This window comes from Deinococcus carri, from assembly GCF_039545055.1.
GTDB classification, from domain to species: Bacteria; Deinococcota; Deinococci; order Deinococcales; family Deinococcaceae; genus Deinococcus; species Deinococcus carri.
Genome location: NZ_BAABRP010000006.1, coordinates 1 through 15460, shown reverse-complemented (window position 1 = coordinate 15460; position 15460 = coordinate 1). Strand labels below are relative to the sequence as shown.

Here is a 15460-nt window from a genome sequence, read left to right as displayed (position 1 = left end):
TCTAGCACCTTCCCCTGTCTCTATCTGTCTTTAGCTGCTTCCTATGGAGGCCGGGGAGCGGTGGGGCTAGGGTACGGCCATGCCTACCCTGCGAGACATCATGACCCCTGGCCCCGTGACCGTGGACCCGATGGCGACCCTCAAGGAAGTCGCCACGCTGATGCTGGAGCAGGACATCGGCTCCGTGCTGGTCATGGAAAACGACCGGCCCACCGGCATCATCACCGACCGCGACATCGTGATCCGGGCGGTTGCCTACGGCCACGACTTCGGCACGCCCGTCACCGACTACACCACCGGCGACGTGTTCACGATGGCCGCCGACACCAGCGTGGAGGACGCCGCCCGCGAGATGGCCCAGCGCCAGTTGCGCCGCCTGCCCGTCACCGAGGAGGGCCGCGTGGTCGGCATGGTCAGCCTGGGCGACCTGGCGGTGAGGACCGGTGGAGAGGCGGACGAAAAGGCGCTTCAGGGGATCAGCCAGCCCACCAACATCTAGGGCGGTTGACGTAAAAAGAACCCCTCTCCCCTTGCTTCGCAAGGCCCTCTCTGCTCCGCAGCTCTACGAGTCCCGCAAGGGGAGAGGGTCAGAAGCTACTTGACGACAACTGCTCTCAAGCGGGGCAGCAAAAAAGCCCACCGGAAGTTACCCCGGTGGGCTTCTTGCTGTCCTGCGTCACTTCTGCAGGTCGCGCAGCCTGCCGTACAGTTCCTTTTCCTCATCGCTGAGGGTCTTGGGGACCGTCAGGTTCAGGCGCACATAGAGGTCGCCGCGGGTGCCGTCCTTTTTGGGCCAGCCCTGCCCGCGCAGGCGCATGCGGCGGCCCCCGCTGCTGCCGGGCGGAATGGTCAGGTTGCCGCTGCCACCCAGGGTCTGCACGGTCACGCTGCCGCCCAGCGCCCCGACCGGGGCGGGCACGTCCACCGCCGTGATCAGGTCGTCGCCGTCCAGTTCGAAGCGGGGGTCCTCCAGCACGCGGATGGTGAGCAGCACGTCGCCGCCGCCCGGCCCCTGCCCGGCCACACGCAGGCGTGCTCCGTCGCGGGTGCCCGCCGGAACGCGTAGGGTCAGGCGTTTGCCGTCCACGTTGATCACCTCGTCGGAGCCGCTGAAGGCCTCCTGCAAGGTCACCTGGAGTTCGCCCTCCACGTTCTGCACGAAGCGCCGCCCCTGCGCGCCGCCGATGCCGCCGCCCAGCAGGTCCTCCAGGCTGACCTGCGCGCCGCCCGCCCCCGCGAAGCCGCTGGCCCCGCCCCGACGTCCGCCCATGCCGAAAAGGCCCTGGAAGAAGTCACTGAACTGCGAGGGGTCGAAGCCCGAGAAGTCCCCGCCCTGAAAGCCGCCGCCCGCCCCACCGGGATAGGCACCGGGAGGCACCTGCCCCGCATGGCCGTACTGGTCGTACAGTTGGCGCTTTTCGGGGTCGGAGAGCACCGCGTAGGCCTCCCCGATTTCCTTGAACCTGTCGGCCGCGCTCTCGTCGCCCTGGTTCTTGTCGGGGTGGTACTGCTTGGCGAGCTTGCGGTACGCGCTCTTGATGTCGGCGTCGGAGGCGCTGCGGGAGACGCCCAGGACGTCGTAATAATCTTTGTATGCCATAGATAGCCTCCAGCTTCCAGCCGCCAGCGGCCAGCGAAAAGGGAATGCTGGTCGCTGGCGGCTGGCTGCTCTTACTGCTTCCTGCTCACCACCACGCGTGCGGGCCGCACCAGGCGGTCGCCCATGCGAAAGCCGAGCTGGTAGACCTGCACAATTACGTCGTCCTGGTCACCGGGCACCACCTGGATCGCCTCGTGCCAGCGGGGGTCGAAGTGTTCGCCCTCCTGGCCGGTGGCTTCCAGGCCCAGCCCCGAGAAAATCCCCAGCACCTTGCTCTGCACGGCCTGCACGCCCGGAAGCAGCTTGGCCGGATCGCTGCTGCCCATGCCCAACGCGCGGTCGAGGTCGTCGTACACGGGCATCAGACGCTCGGCGGCCTTGGCGACGCCCTGATTCTGGGCGGCTTCCACGTCCTCCTGGGTGCGGCGGCGGTAGTTCTCGAAGTCGGAGGCGAGGCGGCCCAGCTTGCCCTTCAGGTCGGCATTTTCCTGCTCCAGCTCACCCGCGCGTTCCAGCCGCGCCATCATCTCCTGGACCTGGCCGAACATGTTCTCGTCCATGCCGGGGAAACCCTCCGGCATCTGGAAGTCGGCGTCGTCCGCGTCCTGCCCATCGGCGCTGGCCGGGGTCGTCTGCTCGCCGCGGGCGTCGTGGCTGTCCTGGGTGGCCTGCTCGTTCTGGTTCTTCTTCTGATCGTCTTGCGTCATGGGGGGACCTCGCCTTCGGAACATCTGTTGAGGATAGTGGCTTAAAAGAACAGTGGCTTGAAAGAAAGGAGGAGAGGGGGCCTGAAAGCCGTCCTCTCCCCTCGTCACGTCTGGTTGCCGGAGTGGACGTTACTCGGCGGGCTTGAAGTCCGCGTCAATCACGTCGTCGTCCTGCTTGTTGGCCTGGGGCTGTCCGCCCTGCCCCTCCTGGCCGCCCTGTTGCGCGGCGGTCATGAAGGTGCGGAGTTCTTCCTCCAGCCGCTTCTGGGCGTCGGCGATCTGGGTGTCGTTGTCGCTGCGCACGGCTTCCTCGGCGGCGTCGGCGGCGGCTTTCAGGCGGTCCTTGGCGTCCTGGGGCGCATTCGCGCTTTCCTCGATCTGGCCCAGGGCCTGCACGCGGAGGCTATCGAGGTTGTTGCGCTTCTCGACCCGCTCGCGGCGCTGCTTGTCGGCCTCGGCGTTCTGCTCGGCTTCCTTGACCATGCGCTCCACGTCGCTCTTGTCGAGGGTGGTGGTGTTCTCGATCTTGATGCTGGCTTCCTTGCCGCTGGTCTTTTCCTTGGCGGTCACGTGCAGGATGCCGTTGGCGTCGATGTCGAAGGTAACTTCGATCTGCGGGCGGCCGGCGGGCATCGGCGGGATGCCTTCGAGCTTGAAGCGGCCCAGGGACTTGTTGTCGGTGGCCATGGGGCGCTCGCCTTGCAGGACCACGATCTCCACGCCGGGCTGGTTGTTCTCGGCGGTGGTGTAGATCTCGGTCTTCTTGGCGGGGACAGTGGTGTTGCGGGTGATCATCGGCGCGACCATGCCGCCCTTGACCTCCACGCCCAGCGTCAGCGGCGTCACGTCCACCAGCACGATATCGCCCAGGTTGGCGTCGCCCTGGATGATGCCCGCCTGCACGGCAGCCCCCAGCGCCACGGCCTCGTCGGGGTTGACCGACTCGTTCGGCTCCTTGCCGGTGATCTCCTTGACGATGCGCTTGACGGCGGGCATGCGGGTGGAGCCGCCGACCAGAATGACCTCGTTGATGTCGCTGGCGCTCACCTTGGCATCACTCATCGCACGTTCGACAGGCTGGCGCACGCGGCGCAGCAGATCGGCGGTCAGTTCCTCGAACTTGGCGCGGGTCAGGGTGCGCTCCAGGTGCAGCGGGGTGCGCGTCTCGGGGTCGAAGGTGATGAAGGGCAGGCTGATGGTGGTCTCGGAGGCGTTGCTCAGCTCGATCTTGGCCTTCTCGGCGGCCTCGATCAGACGCTGGAGGGCCTGCGGGTCCTTGCGCAGGTCGAAGTTGTGTTCCTTCTGGAACTCCTCGGCCAGCCAGTTCACGATGCGCTGGTCGAAGTCCGCGCCGCCCAGGTGGGTGTCGCCGGCGGTGGACTTCACCTCGAAGACGCCCTCACCCAGCTCCAGGATGGTCACGTCGAAGGTGCCGCCACCCAGGTCGAAGACCAGCACCGTCTCGTTGCCCTTGCGCTCCAGGCCGTAGGCCAGCGCGGCGGCGGTGGGTTCGTTGATCACGCGCAGCACGTTCAGGCCCGCGATTTCACCGGCCAGCTTGGTGGCCTCGCGCTGCGAGTTGTCGAAGTAGGCGGGCACGGTGATCACGGCGTCGGTGATCTTCTGGCCCAGCTTGGCGCTGGCGTCGCTGACCAGCTTGCGCAGCACCTCGGCGCTGACCTGCTCGGGGGCGAGGTCCTTGCCGTTCACCTCGATGCGGACGGACCCGCCGGGGCCTTCCTTCACCTTGAAGGGAGCGCGGTTCGCTTCTTCCTTCACCTCGTCCCAGCGGCGGCCGATAAAGCGCTTGACCTCGAAGAGGGTGGCCTGCGGGTTCAGCGCGGCCTGGCGGCGGGCAATCTGGCCCACCAGACGCTCGTCGCCCTTGTAGGCAACGACGCTGGGCGTGGTGCGCGCGCCCTCCGCGTTGACGATCACTTCGGGACGGCCACCTTCCATGGCGGCGATCACGCTGTTGGTGGTTCCGAGGTCGATTCCGACGGCTTTCGGCATGTTTGACTCCTTGGGTAGGGGGGATGCTGCGCCCACATGGGGAACAGTTCTGAAACTGACCCCATCATAAGGCCACAGTTGGGAACTGTCAATAGAGTTGAGTGCCCTATACTCAAGTTTAAGACTGGGTCAAGGTGGCCGCAAAGGCCCTGACATGGATTCCGGATAATCCGTTACGGCCCCTCTCCTGCGGAGCTTTGCAAGTCCGCTTCGCTCCAGTGCCTCCACTTCTATCCGTCATCCCTTTTCCTTCTCCCTCTGCTGCGCAGCTCTACGAGTCCGGTCGGGATGAACAGTTATGGAATAACTGCTCATCCGGAATCCGGATGACATGGCTACCAGGGTTCCAGAGTTTCCCGCTGCGGCGGACATACACTGGGGCATGACGCCAGTGGTGCGGGAAGCGGTGGGGAGAGGCCGGGACCGGGGAGCCGACGCATGAAACGGGCCGCCTGGGGGTGGGGCCTGGCCGCCGGCGCGGTGGTGGTGCTGCTGCTGATCAATGCCGTCAGCCCCCGGTCGCAGACGGGCGACCTGTCCGTGACCGAATTTGTCTCGGCGCTGCGGACCGGGCAGATACAGAGCGCCAACGTGCAGTACCAGAGCAACACGGTGCTGCTCGACGGCCTGCTGAAAAGCGGCGGGCACTACCGCACCCGCACCCTGGTGAGCGACCCGGTGGTGGCCCTGAACCGTCTTCAGGCCGCCGGGGTCAGCGTGACCTATGCCCCCGCCAACCGCCTGAGTCCCCTGGCGCTGTTCAGCGGGCTGCTGACCACGCTGCTGATCGTGGGCCTGCTGCTGCTGCTGTTTCGCAACCGGGGCGGGGGCGGCACCGACGCCGCGAGCAGTTTCGGGAAGTCGAAGGCGGCGGTCATCAGCGAGGGGCAGGTGAAGCTGACCTTCCAGGACGTCGCCGGCTGCGACGAGGCCAAGCAGGATTTGCAGGAAGTCGTCGACTTCCTGCGCCACCCCGAGCGCTACCACCAGCTCGGTGCCCGCATCCCCCACGGTGTCCTGCTGGTCGGCCCCCCCGGCTCCGGCAAGACCCTGCTCGCCAAGGCCGTCGCGGGCGAGGCCCGCGTCCCCTACTTCTCCATCTCCGGCTCCGACTTCGTCGAGATGTTCGTCGGCGTCGGGGCCGCCCGCGTCCGCGACCTGTTCGAGCAGGCGCGCAAAAGCGCGCCCTGCATCGTCTTCATCGACGAAATCGACGCCGTCGGCCGCAAACGCGGCGTCAACCTCCAGGGCGGCAACGACGAACGCGAGCAGACCCTCAACCAGCTCCTCGTCGAGATGGACGGCTTCTCCAGCGGCCAGGAGGTCATCATCCTCGCCGCCACCAACCGCCCCGATGTCCTCGACGCCGCATTGCTGCGTCCCGGGCGCTTCGACCGCCAGGTGGTGGTGGACGCCCCCGACGTGCGGGGGCGTGAGATGATTCTGCGCATCCATGCCCGCAAGAAGCCCCTGGACCCCTCGGTGGACCTGGGCATCATCGCCAGAAGGACCGCGGGAATGGTGGGGGCGGACTTGGAGAACCTGCTGAACGAGGCGGCGCTGGGGGCAGCGCGTGCGGGCCGGTCCAGAATCGTGATGCGGGATGTGGAGGAGGCGCGCGACCGGGTGCTGATGGGACCGGAACGCCGCTCGCTGGTGGTGCGGGAAGCGGACCGCAAGGTGACGGCCTACCACGAGGTCGGCCATGCCCTCGCCGCTCAGCTTCTGCCCCATGCGGACAAGGCGCACAAGCTGACCATCGTGCCGCGGGGGCGCTCGCTGGGGTCGGCGCTGTACACGCCGGAAGACCGGATGCACCACACGCGCGCGGCCCTGCTCGACCGCATCTGCGTGGCGCTGGCCGGGCACGCCGCCGAGGAGGTGGCGACCGGGCAAGTCACGACCGGGGCCGCGAACGACTTCCAGCAGGCGACCGGGCTGGCCCGCCGCATGGTGACGGAATGGGGCATGAGCGACGTGGGGCAGCTCGCGCTGGCGCAGGAAAGCAGCAGCTACCTGGGCTACGGCCCGCAGCAGGGGGCCTACAGCGACCACACCGCCGAGCGCATCGACGCCGAACTCGCCCGCATCCTCAACGGACAGTACGAGCGGGCGGTGGCCCTGCTCACCGAACATGCCCACGTGCTGCACCGCCTTACCGACGCGCTGATGGTGCGCGAGTCGCTCAGCGGCGAGGACGTGCAGACCGTGCTGGCGGGCGGTACGCTGGAAGGCCCCGCCGCGCCCTCGCCGGACGACGACGGCCCCGCGCCGCAGCCGGGCCTCTCGCCGACGCCGGCTTGAGAGCGGCCAGTGACCAGCTTCCAGCGGCCAGCCGGGGCGACCGGGGCTGGCCGCCACTTTTTTGACCCTCTCCCCTTGCGGGACTCGTAGAGCTGCGGAGCAAAGAGGGCTTTGCGAAGCAAGGGGAGAGGGGTTCTTTTGACGTCAAATGCTCCAGGTCGGTGCTAGCACCGGTTGCCGAGCTTTTTTGAGCCGACGGAGCGCCGCCCTAACTCCCGCTGAATCCCTCCCCATCTTCTACGCTGGCCCATCGCCTACGCTGGCGGCATGACCCGCACGCTCAGCCTGCTGACTGCCGCCCTGCTCTCTGTGGCTGCTGCCCAGGACACCACCGCTCCGGCCCCCGCCCTGCCGCCCACCACCCAGGCGGTGCCCGCCGCGGCTCCTGGCGTCCCCGTCCGCACCCAGGTGGCCCAGGGGACGCTGGTGGGGCGCGAGGCGAACGGCGTGCGGGTGTGGCAGGGGATTCCCTACGCGGCGGCCCCGGTGGGCGAGCGGCGCTGGCGGGCACCGCAACCGGCCCCGCTGTGGGTGGGCGAGCGCGACGCCTCGCAGCCGGGGAGCGTGTGTGTGCAGCCGCGCGGCGCGCTGGACGGCAGCGCAGGCGGACTCCGCGGGTCGGAGGACTGCCTCTTTCTGAACGTGTCCGCCCCCGCGAACGCCAACCGCGCCCCCGTGATGGTCTGGATCCACGGCGGCTCCTTCCGCAGCGGGGCGGGCAGCGACTACGACGGGCGGCTGCTGGCCCGCGAGCGCGGCGTGGTGGTGGTGACCCTCAACTACCGCCTGGGGGCGCTGGGCTTCCTGGCCGCACCGGGGCTGCTGGAGGGCCGCACCGACGGGAACTACGGCCTGCTCGACCAGCAGGCGGCGCTGCGCTGGGTCCGGGCCAATGCCGCGGCCTTCGGGGGGGACCCCCAGAACGTCACCGTGTTCGGGGAGTCGGCGGGCGGCATGAGCATCTGCGACCAGCTCGCCTCGCCGGGCGCGGCGGGCCTGTTTGATAAGGCGATTCTCCAGAGCGGTCCCTGCACGCCGAATATCAACACGGGGGCCCTCGCGGACGCGCTGAGGACCGGGGCGGCCTACGCCCGTGACCTGGGCTGCCCGGACGGGAGCGCCGCCTGCCTGCGGGCCGTGCCTGCCGAGCAGCTCCTCAGGACGCCTGTTCCCGGCCGCCGTGCCCCCGGCTCGGTCGCCCTGCCACCCGTCTACGGGGATGACGTGCTGCCCCGCTCGCCGCAGGAGGCCTTCCGGAGCGGGCAGATCAACCACGTGCCCCTCATGATCGGCAGCAACCTGGACGAGGGGACACTGTTTACCGCCTCTATCGGGGGCGCTCGGGACATCCCGGCGTGGCAGTACTGGGCGCTGGTGGCCCTGCTGGAACGCTGGAACGCACCGCGCATCCTCGCCAACTACGCCACCCGCGACTATCCGACAGTAGGCCTGACGGCCGCCGCCATCGTCACCGACGGCCTGTTCGCCTGCCCGGTCAACGACATGGCCCGCACCCTGGCCCGCGTGACGCCCGTCTACGCCTACGAGTTCCGCGACCGGAACGCCCCGACCAAGCTCAAACCCACCGCCAGCGTTCCGAACTACGGCGCATACCACGCCTCCGAGCTTATCAGCGTGTTCGGCACGCCCCTGACGGGCCTGGCCGACCCCGCACAGTTCACGCCCGCGCAGGCCGACCTCGCCCGCACGATGCGCGCCTACTGGACCAACTTCGCCCGCACGGGCAGCCCCAACGGCACGGACCTGCCCATCTGGCGGCCCCTGGACCCCACGCGCGGCAACGTCCTGACCTTCCAGCCCGGCAGCGTGACCGAGAGCACCGCTTTCCGCCAGGAACATCGCTGCGACCTCTGGGACCGCTGAGCCGTGCAGCGGCTGGTGCCCCTCGCCGTGGCTCTGCTGGGCGCGGCCGTGCTGCTGGGGCTGGCCTGGACCCCCCGCCACGACCCGCGCGACCTCGGGGTGATCGGCGCGGGACTGGTGGGCCTGGCGCTGCTGCTACGGAATGCGGGTACGCGGGCCGGGGCGGTACGGCTCCCCGCTGTGCTGCTGACCGGCCTGCTGGTCGGCGTGGCAGTGTACGGCGTGGGCCAGCCGCTGACGGTGCTGGCTTTCGGGCTGATCTGGACCGGCGTGCAACTGCTGCTGCGGCGGCTGTTCGGCAGGCGCTGAAGCTCTCCCCCGTTCGGGACACACTCCCTCCCCCCTCGGGGCGTATCCTCCCCGTATGAAGTGGCTGCGTGACCAGAGCCTCGCCCCTATCGTGGAGAAGGTGGAAGCGGGCGGGCGGCTCTCCTTCGACGAGGGAATGCGGCTGTACCACACCCGCGACCTGAACGCCCTGATGCGCCTGGCGAACCGGACCAAGGAGCGGCTGCACGGGGACAGGGTGTACTTCGTCCACTCGATGCGGCTGGAGTTCACCAACATCTGCTACGTGGGCTGCACCTTCTGCGCCTTTGCCGCCCACAAGGGCGAGGACCGCGCCTGGGACTACTCGCCGCAGGAGGTGGTGGGGGAGGTGCGGCGGCGCTACGTGCCCGGCATTACCGAACTGCACATGAGCAGCGGGCACCACCCCAACCACCCGTGGGCCTACTACCCCGAGATGGTGCGGGAGCTGCGGGCGACCTTCCCCGACCTCCAGGTCAAGGCCTTTACCGCGGCAGAAATCGAGCACCTCGCGCGCATCGGCAAACGCCCCACGCTGGAGGTGCTGCGCGAGCTTCAGGCGGCGGGCCTCGCGGCGATGCCAGGGGGCGGCGCGGAAATCTTCGCGGACCGGGTGCGGCGGCAGGTGGCGAAAAACAAGGTGAAGGCCGAGAAGTGGCTTCAGATTCACCGCGAGGCGCACTCGCTGGGGATGCACACGAACGCGACCATGCTCTATGGCCACATCGAGACGCTGGAAGAACGGCTCGACCACATGCACCGCCTCCGGGAATTGCAGGACGAGACGGGCGGCTTCCACGCCTTCATCCCCCTCGCCTTCCAGCCGCTGGGCAACACCCTGGCGCAGAACCTCGGCAAGACCGACTTCACGACCGGCCTGGACGACCTGCGCAACCTCGCGGTGGCGCGCATCTACCTCGACAACTTCCCGCACATCAAGGGCTACTGGGTGATGATCGGCTCCGAAGTCACGCAGGTGAGCCTGGATTGGGGCGTATCCGACATCGACGGCACCATTCAGGAGGAACACATCGCGCACGCGGCGGGGGCGACCTCCCCGATGGCGCTCTCGCAGGCGGGCATGGTGAGGATGATTCAGCAGGCCGGGCGCGTGCCCGTGCTGCGCGACGCCTACTACCACGAGCTGGAAGTCTTCCCCGCCGCGGGTGTGGAGGCGGCGGACTAGTGTGGCGGACGCTTCCCCGACCGACCTCGACGCCGTGCTGGCCCTCGACGACCACTGGAACGCCGCCTATCACCGCCGGGACCCGGGGCTGATGGCCGGGGTGCTGGCTGACGACTGGATGGCCTTTTTTCCGGGCGGACAGGTGGTCTTCAAGGCCGACCTGCTCGAAGGCATGCGCCACAACCCCCCCGCGGCCCTGATGTTCGAGCGCCACGCCGCCCGCGTGTACGGCGAAACGGCCGTGACACGCGGCACGCTGTACGCCGACGGCGAGCGGGTCCAGAGCTTCCTGCGCGTGTACGCCAGGCGGGCGGGCGAGTGGCGCGCGGTGAGCGTGCAGGTGGTGGCGTGAGGGGGTCAGTGGGGAGTGGTCAGTGGTCAGTGGAGGCCGTGGCGTCTGCTCTCCGCTTCTGCCACGCTTTTCCCACTCACCACTTCCCACTGACCACTGACCGCGCGGAGCGCCACCCATGACCTACCGCGCCGGCTGGATTCACTACACCAACGTCGCCCCCATCCTCGACCCGCTGACGCTGCCGGACGGTGTGACGGCCATCACCGGGGTGCCGACGCAGATGAATGCCGCCCTTCTCGCGGGCGAGGTGGACATCGCCAACATCAGCGCGGTGGAGTTCATCCGGCACGCGGACCGGCTGGAGGCGCTGCCGGATTTCAGCGTGGCGGTGCTGGGGCCGGTGTATTCGGTGAACCTCTTTCACACCGTGCCGCTGGAGCAGTTGCGGCGGGTGGCCCTGACCCGCCAGAGCGCGATGAGCGTGGCGCTGCTGGAGGTGCTGCTGCGTGAGCGGGGCCTCGCGCCCACCCTCGAAGTGGCCGAGGGCGAGGCGGAGGACCTGCTGGCCCGCGGCTACGACGGCGTGCTGCGAATCGGGGACAGCGCCCTGCGTGAGTGGTACGGCGTGGTGGGGCCGCTGACCCCGGAGACCACCATGACCATGCTGCCGCACCAGGGCCGGGGCATCACCGTGACCGACCTGGCCGAGGAGTGGTTCCGGCTGACCGGGCACCCCTTCACCTTTGCCGTGTGGGCCTACCGCAAAGACAACCCGCCGCCCCCCGAACTGGTGCAGGCGATGCGCGAGGCGCGGCGGGGGGGGCTGGGGCACCTGGCGCAGGTGGCGGCCCGGCACGCGCAGAAGCTGGGGCTGCCCGCGCGGGTGGTCCAGCATTACCTCTGGAACTTCCGCTATCACCTCGAAGCCCCTGACCGCCTGGGCCTGCACGAGTTCGCCGCGCTGGCGGTGCCGGGCCACGCGCCGCTGCGCTTTGGGCCGGGGGGCGAAAGGCGACACGTCCTGTCCGCTTCCGCGGGTACGCTGAACCCATGAACCCGGAGATGAGCGCGGCACTCAGCACCGCGATAGAGGCCAACAGCCGCGTCAACGATGCCCTGTGCGCCCACCTGACGCCGGAGATGATGCGAGCCGTCACGCCGGGCGGCGGGATGACGGTGGCGCAGCACCTCGCGCACATGGCGGGCGTGACGCAGGAATGGCTCTCGCAACTGGACGAGGGGGCCGCCTCTCCCCTGCCCGTGCTGTACGAGGGCCACCTCTGGAGCACCTTCACCGCCCAGGAAGACCCCGCGCGGGCGGCAGCGGTGCTGCGCGAGGTGTGGGCGGCTGCCCTGCACACAGCCACGAACGCGGAGGGCACCGGCCAGCTCTCCCACCCCAGCACCGCCCAGTTCCTGCTGCACATGCTCACGCACGACGCGCACCACCGCGGGCAGGTGCTGCTGGCGCTGAAGTGCGGCAGCTTCCCCCTTCCCGACGAGGATGCCCTGTGGGGGCCGCTGCGTGGGGAATGAGGCGGACGGGACCTTCCGCGAGCGGGTGCTGGCCCTGGTCGCCCGCATTCCGCCGGGCCGGGTGATGACCTACGGGCAACTGGCGCTGCTGGCGGGGCGACCCGGACCGGGCGGCGCGCGGCTGGCCGGGTTCGTGCTGGGCAGCCTGGCGGGGGGCGCGCAGTCGGGGGACGCCCAGCTTCCCTGGCAGCGCGTCATCAACGCCCAGGGCCGCGTCAGCACCTACAAGCTCGGCTTCGGGGACATGCAGGAGCGGCTGCTGGAGGCCGAGGGCGTGACCTTCGACGCTTCCGGCCGCTGCGACCTCGCCCGGCTGCAATGGTGGCCCGAGGAGGAGGAGGACGCACCACCGGAACCGCTGCTGTGAGGCCGCCCCGCCGCACGCGCCTGGAGCCTTCTGGCCGCTGGCGGCTTTCTCCCAGCTCACCCTTCCGGCAGATGTTCTAAAGGAAGTCGGGGACAGAGGAACCCCGCGCGGCGGCGTATGCTGGCGGCATGTCGGTGAAGCGAACGAGACAGAACAGATGGGTGGCATGCGACGTGGCGTCGTGGATGCTGGGGGTGACGCTCGGCCTGATTCTGGGCCTCGCGCTGCTGATCGTCATGCCGCGTGTGCTGAGCGGGGCAAAAGAGGCGAGCGCCCCCGCGGCGAAGGCGGGTCCGGCCAGCACGGGCACCGCCAATACAGCCGGGAATACAGACACCACCGCCGCGGCAGAAGGCGGGAACAAGACCCAGGGTGGCGGCGGCACGGTGGAGAACACCCAGGCCCCCGCCCCCGTCCAGGGCACCGCGGAAACCATGACCAGCAACGGCACGACCGGCACCGAGGTCACGTCCCAACAGCCGGGAACAACGCCTGCGGGTACGGCAACGCCCACCAGTGAAGGTGGCACGACGAACGGAACGGCCAACGGGAACGCGGCTGACGGAACGGCCTCTGCGGGAATGGCGGGCGGCGCGGCCTCCGGCAACGAGGGGGGCACTGCGGCGACCGGAATGGACAACGGGAACGCGGCTGGCGGAACAGCCTCGGCGGGAACGGCGGGCGGCGCGGACCAGAGCGGCGGCGCGGCCTCCGTCACTGAGGGGGGCAACGCGGCTGGTGGAGACAATGCGGCGGCCGGGAGCGCGACAGGTGGCGCAGCCGGAGGCGCGGGCGCGGTGGGGGGCCAGGCCCAGAACGGGCAGACCGTCTTTGCCAGCAACTGCGCGGGCTGCCACGGCGCGAACGCGGAGGGCGGCATCGGCCCCAGCCTGGTCACGGCCGACGGCCCCAAGGGCTGGACGGTCGCCCAGTTCATCACCACCCTGCGCGAGGGCCACACGCCCCAGGGCCGCGAACTCTCGGCCGTGATGCCGCGCTTCAGCCCCACGCAGGTCAGCGACGCGCAGATTGCGGACATCCACGCCTACCTCGAAACGCTGCACTGACCCCGCCCACAGAGAACGCCGCCCCAATAGACCGGGGCGGCGTTCTTCCTTGTGTCCCTATTGTGCCACAGCCCACGCCCGGCAACGAGCCGGCCGCGGCACGGTTGCTGCCCCAGGCCGCCGCCTACACTCGGCGGGTGAGAAAACCGCCCAACACTGACCCGGTGCCCACCCGCGAACTGCTCGCGGTGCTGATGCGCGCGCTGCCCGCCCTGGTCCGCAGCGCTCCCGGCATCGTCTCCCTGATGGGGCTGATGGTGGTGGTGCAGGGCCTCACGCCCGCCGCGACCATCCTGCTGGGCAAGTGGACGGTGGACGGCATCACACGGGTGGCCGCGGGCGGCGAGGCGAACCTCACGCTGCTGGCGCTGGCCTGGGCAGGCACGGCGCTGGTGGCACAACTGACCGCGGTCGCCAGTACCCTCCTCCAGGGCTACGCCACCGACCATTTCACCGTGCAGACCGTCACCAGCCTGATGCGGAAGATGCAGGCGCTGCCGGGCCTGGACGTGGTGGAGGACCCCCGCTTTCACGACGACGTGGAGACGCTCCAGATGGGTGCCCGCAACCGGCCCCTCAACCTCACGGCCACGCTGCTGGGCCTGCTGCGTGGGGTGGTGGGTGTGCTGGGGGTGGCGGGGGCGCTGGTGTCGGTGGGCTGGTGGGTGCCGCTGGTGGTGGTGCTGGGCATGTTGCCGCTGGCCCGCAAGCAGATGCAGCTCTACGAACTGGGCTGGAGCATGACCATCCAGCGCACCCAGGAGGCCCGCGAACTCGCCTACGACCAGCGTGTGTCCATGCGCCACGAGTACGCCAAGGAGGTGCGCCTCTACGACCTGATGCCCTACCTGACGGGCCGCTACGTGCAAAAGGCGCTGGACTACCAGCGGGTCATGCGCGGCCTGCGCAACAAGCAGGTGCTGGGCGTGCTGCCAGCGCAGCTTCTCGCGCTGGCCGTCACGGCGGGCCTTTTCGCCCACGCGGTGGCGCGGGCGGGACAGGGCGAACTGACGGCGGGCACGGTGGTGCTGGTCACGGGCGCGCTGGCCCAGGTACGCGAGGGCCTGGGCAGCATCACCGAGTTTCTGGGCATGGGCACCCAGCACCTGCGCTGGTTCCAGAAGTACTTCGCCTTTCTGGACGCCCGCCCGAACGTGGCCCTGCCCGAAGCGCCCCGGCCCCTGCCGAAGCGGCTGGACCTGACCCTGGAAGACGTGAGCTTCGGCTACGCCGAGGGCAAGCCCGTGCTGGAAGGCGTTTCGCTCCACATCCCCGAAGGCCAGGTCGTCGCCATCGTGGGCGAGAACGGCGCGGGCAAGACCACGCTGGTCAAGCTGCTGCTGCGGTTCTACGACCCCACCGCCGGGCGCATCCTCGTCGGCGGGCCGGGCGAGGCGACCGACCTGCGCGACCTCGACCTCACGGCCTGGCGCGCGCAGATTGCCGCCGTCTTTCAGGACTTCGCCCGCTTCGAGTGGACCCTGCGCGAGAACGTCCTGCTGGGCCGCCCCGAGGACGACGCCAAGTTGGCCCAGGCCGTCCGCACCAGCGGTCTGGAGGGCATCCTTCCCCGCCTGGAGGATGGCCTGAACACCCGCATCGGGCAGGCCTTCGGCGGCGTGGACCTCTCGGGCGGCCAGTGGCAGAAGCTCGCCACCGCCCGCGCCCTGTACCGTGACGCCCGCGTGCTGATTCTGGACGAACCCACCGCCGCCCTGGACCCCCGCAGCGAAACAGAGGTCTTTGCCGCCTTCGCCGCCCTCGCGCGGGGCCGCACCACCCTGCTGATCACCCACCGCCTGGGCAGCGTCCTGATGGCCGACCGCATCCTGGTGATGAAGTCGGGCCGCCTGATCGAGGACGGCACCCACCTCGAACTGCTGGCGCAGGGCGGCGAGTACGCCGAGCTGTGGCGCTTGCAGGCCGGGCAGTACGTGGAGGGGGAAGCGGCGTGCGGGACGTGGGAGGCGGTCGAGGTTGGGCAATAAAAAAGCCGCCTCTCCGGGCGGTGATGTCAAAAACTATAGCGTGGTATGCAGCCGAAGTCAAATCATGCGGCCGTGTGGTAGTGGCGTTCAGGGCATGACGGGAGTTCAATGAAGCATGAACGGTCCTGACTGCCCAGCGTGCGGTGGCGTCTACACCGTCAAAAACGGTCACGCCCACACCGGCAAGCAACGCTACTTGTGCCG

Annotated in this window: 15 protein-coding genes; 12 read left to right on the top strand and 3 right to left on the bottom strand. The window is 69.3% G+C overall.

Annotated features, from left to right (window positions below):
* The first annotated feature begins 79 nt into the window (after positions 1 to 79).
* Positions 80 to 499, top strand: coding sequence for a CBS domain-containing protein (locus tag ABEA67_RS09400; RefSeq protein WP_345464332.1), 420 nt, complete (start codon positions 80 to 82; stop codon positions 497 to 499).
* Between the two features lie 177 nt (positions 500 to 676).
* On the opposite strand, the gene ABEA67_RS09395 is transcribed toward ABEA67_RS09400, so the two are convergent.
* The 3 genes from ABEA67_RS09395 to dnaK all read right to left on the bottom strand — a co-directional run bounded on the left by ABEA67_RS09395 (position 677) and on the right by dnaK (position 4320).
* Positions 677 to 1600, bottom strand: a complete 924-nt coding sequence (locus ABEA67_RS09395) for a DnaJ C-terminal domain-containing protein (RefSeq protein ID WP_345464329.1) — start codon at positions 1598 to 1600, stop codon at positions 677 to 679.
* 71 nt (positions 1601 to 1671) lie between these two features.
* Positions 1672 to 2307, bottom strand: coding sequence for a nucleotide exchange factor GrpE (locus tag ABEA67_RS09390; protein ID WP_345464327.1), 636 nt, complete (start codon positions 2305 to 2307; stop codon positions 1672 to 1674).
* 129 nt (positions 2308 to 2436) lie between these two features.
* The gene (gene dnaK / locus ABEA67_RS09385; protein WP_345464325.1) at positions 2437 to 4320 is read right to left on the bottom strand and encodes a molecular chaperone DnaK; all 1884 of its coding nucleotides are present in this window, start codon (positions 4318 to 4320) and stop codon (positions 2437 to 2439) included.
* Positions 4321 to 4758: 438 nt separating this feature from the next.
* Between dnaK and ftsH the strand changes: the two genes are divergently transcribed.
* The 11 genes from ftsH to ABEA67_RS19450 all read left to right on the top strand — a co-directional run.
* Complete coding sequence (gene ftsH, locus ABEA67_RS09380; RefSeq protein ID WP_345464322.1) at positions 4759 to 6624, top strand: ATP-dependent zinc metalloprotease FtsH; 1866 nt, start codon at positions 4759 to 4761, stop codon at positions 6622 to 6624.
* A 267-nt stretch (positions 6625 to 6891) separates the two neighbouring features.
* Entirely contained in the window at positions 6892 to 8508 is a 1617-nt protein-coding gene (locus tag ABEA67_RS09375; RefSeq protein ID WP_345464319.1) for a carboxylesterase/lipase family protein, read from the top strand.
* 3 nt (positions 8509 to 8511) lie between these two features.
* Positions 8512 to 8817, top strand: a complete 306-nt coding sequence (locus ABEA67_RS09370) for a hypothetical protein (protein ID WP_345464316.1) — start codon at positions 8512 to 8514, stop codon at positions 8815 to 8817.
* Between the two features lie 55 nt (positions 8818 to 8872).
* Positions 8873 to 10003 carry an aminofutalosine synthase MqnE gene (gene mqnE, locus ABEA67_RS09365; RefSeq protein WP_345464313.1) on the top strand — a complete coding sequence of 377 codons (1131 nt, stop codon included), beginning with the start codon at positions 8873 to 8875 and terminating at the stop codon, positions 10001 to 10003.
* A gap of 1 nt (position 10004) precedes the next feature.
* Positions 10005 to 10355 (top strand): nuclear transport factor 2 family protein, encoded by a 351-nt coding sequence (locus ABEA67_RS09360; protein WP_345464310.1) that lies wholly within the window; start codon positions 10005 to 10007, stop codon positions 10353 to 10355.
* 118 nt (positions 10356 to 10473) lie between these two features.
* Entirely contained in the window at positions 10474 to 11352 is an 879-nt protein-coding gene (locus ABEA67_RS09355) for a menaquinone biosynthetic enzyme MqnA/MqnD family protein (RefSeq protein WP_345464307.1), read from the top strand.
* Positions 11349 to 11834 (top strand): DinB family protein, encoded by a 486-nt coding sequence (locus ABEA67_RS09350; RefSeq protein ID WP_345464304.1) that lies wholly within the window; start codon positions 11349 to 11351, stop codon positions 11832 to 11834. Before ABEA67_RS09355 ends, ABEA67_RS09350 begins: the two co-directional genes overlap by 4 nt.
* The gene (locus ABEA67_RS09345) at positions 11824 to 12201 is read left to right on the top strand and encodes an MGMT family protein (protein ID WP_345464301.1); all 378 of its coding nucleotides are present in this window, start codon (positions 11824 to 11826) and stop codon (positions 12199 to 12201) included. The genes ABEA67_RS09350 and ABEA67_RS09345 overlap by 11 nt, the downstream gene beginning before the upstream one ends.
* 128 nt (positions 12202 to 12329) lie before the next feature.
* A complete protein-coding gene (locus ABEA67_RS09340) occupies positions 12330 to 13268 on the top strand; it encodes a c-type cytochrome (RefSeq protein ID WP_345464298.1) in 939 nt (312 codons plus the stop codon).
* A gap of 137 nt (positions 13269 to 13405) precedes the next feature.
* Positions 13406 to 15256 carry an ABC transporter ATP-binding protein gene (locus ABEA67_RS09335; protein ID WP_345464295.1) on the top strand — a complete coding sequence of 617 codons (1851 nt, stop codon included), beginning with the start codon at positions 13406 to 13408 and terminating at the stop codon, positions 15254 to 15256.
* 115 nt (positions 15257 to 15371) lie between these two features.
* Positions 15372 to 15460, top strand: an 89-nt coding sequence (locus tag ABEA67_RS19450; RefSeq protein ID WP_425557179.1) for an IS1/IS1595 family N-terminal zinc-binding domain-containing protein, incomplete at its 3' end; no start/stop codon positions are given.

Coding starts and splice junctions, on each gene's coding strand:
- ABEA67_RS09400 (WP_345464332.1), top strand. CDS start 80: ATGCCTACCCTGCGAGACATCATGACCCCTGGCCCCGTGACCGTGGAC.
- ABEA67_RS09395 (WP_345464329.1), bottom strand. CDS start 1,600: ATGGCATACAAAGATTATTACGACGTCCTGGGCGTCTCCCGCAGCGCC.
- ABEA67_RS09390 (WP_345464327.1), bottom strand. CDS start 2,307: ATGACGCAAGACGATCAGAAGAAGAACCAGAACGAGCAGGCCACCCAG.
- dnaK (WP_345464325.1), bottom strand. CDS start 4,320: ATGCCGAAAGCCGTCGGAATCGACCTCGGAACCACCAACAGCGTGATC.
- ftsH (WP_345464322.1), top strand. CDS start 4,759: ATGAAACGGGCCGCCTGGGGGTGGGGCCTGGCCGCCGGCGCGGTGGTG.
- ABEA67_RS09375 (WP_345464319.1), top strand. CDS start 6,892: ATGACCCGCACGCTCAGCCTGCTGACTGCCGCCCTGCTCTCTGTGGCT.
- mqnE (WP_345464313.1), top strand. CDS start 8,873: ATGAAGTGGCTGCGTGACCAGAGCCTCGCCCCTATCGTGGAGAAGGTG.
- ABEA67_RS09355 (WP_345464307.1), top strand. CDS start 10,474: ATGACCTACCGCGCCGGCTGGATTCACTACACCAACGTCGCCCCCATC.
- ABEA67_RS09350 (WP_345464304.1), top strand. CDS start 11,349: ATGAACCCGGAGATGAGCGCGGCACTCAGCACCGCGATAGAGGCCAAC.
- ABEA67_RS09340 (WP_345464298.1), top strand. CDS start 12,330: ATGTCGGTGAAGCGAACGAGACAGAACAGATGGGTGGCATGCGACGTG.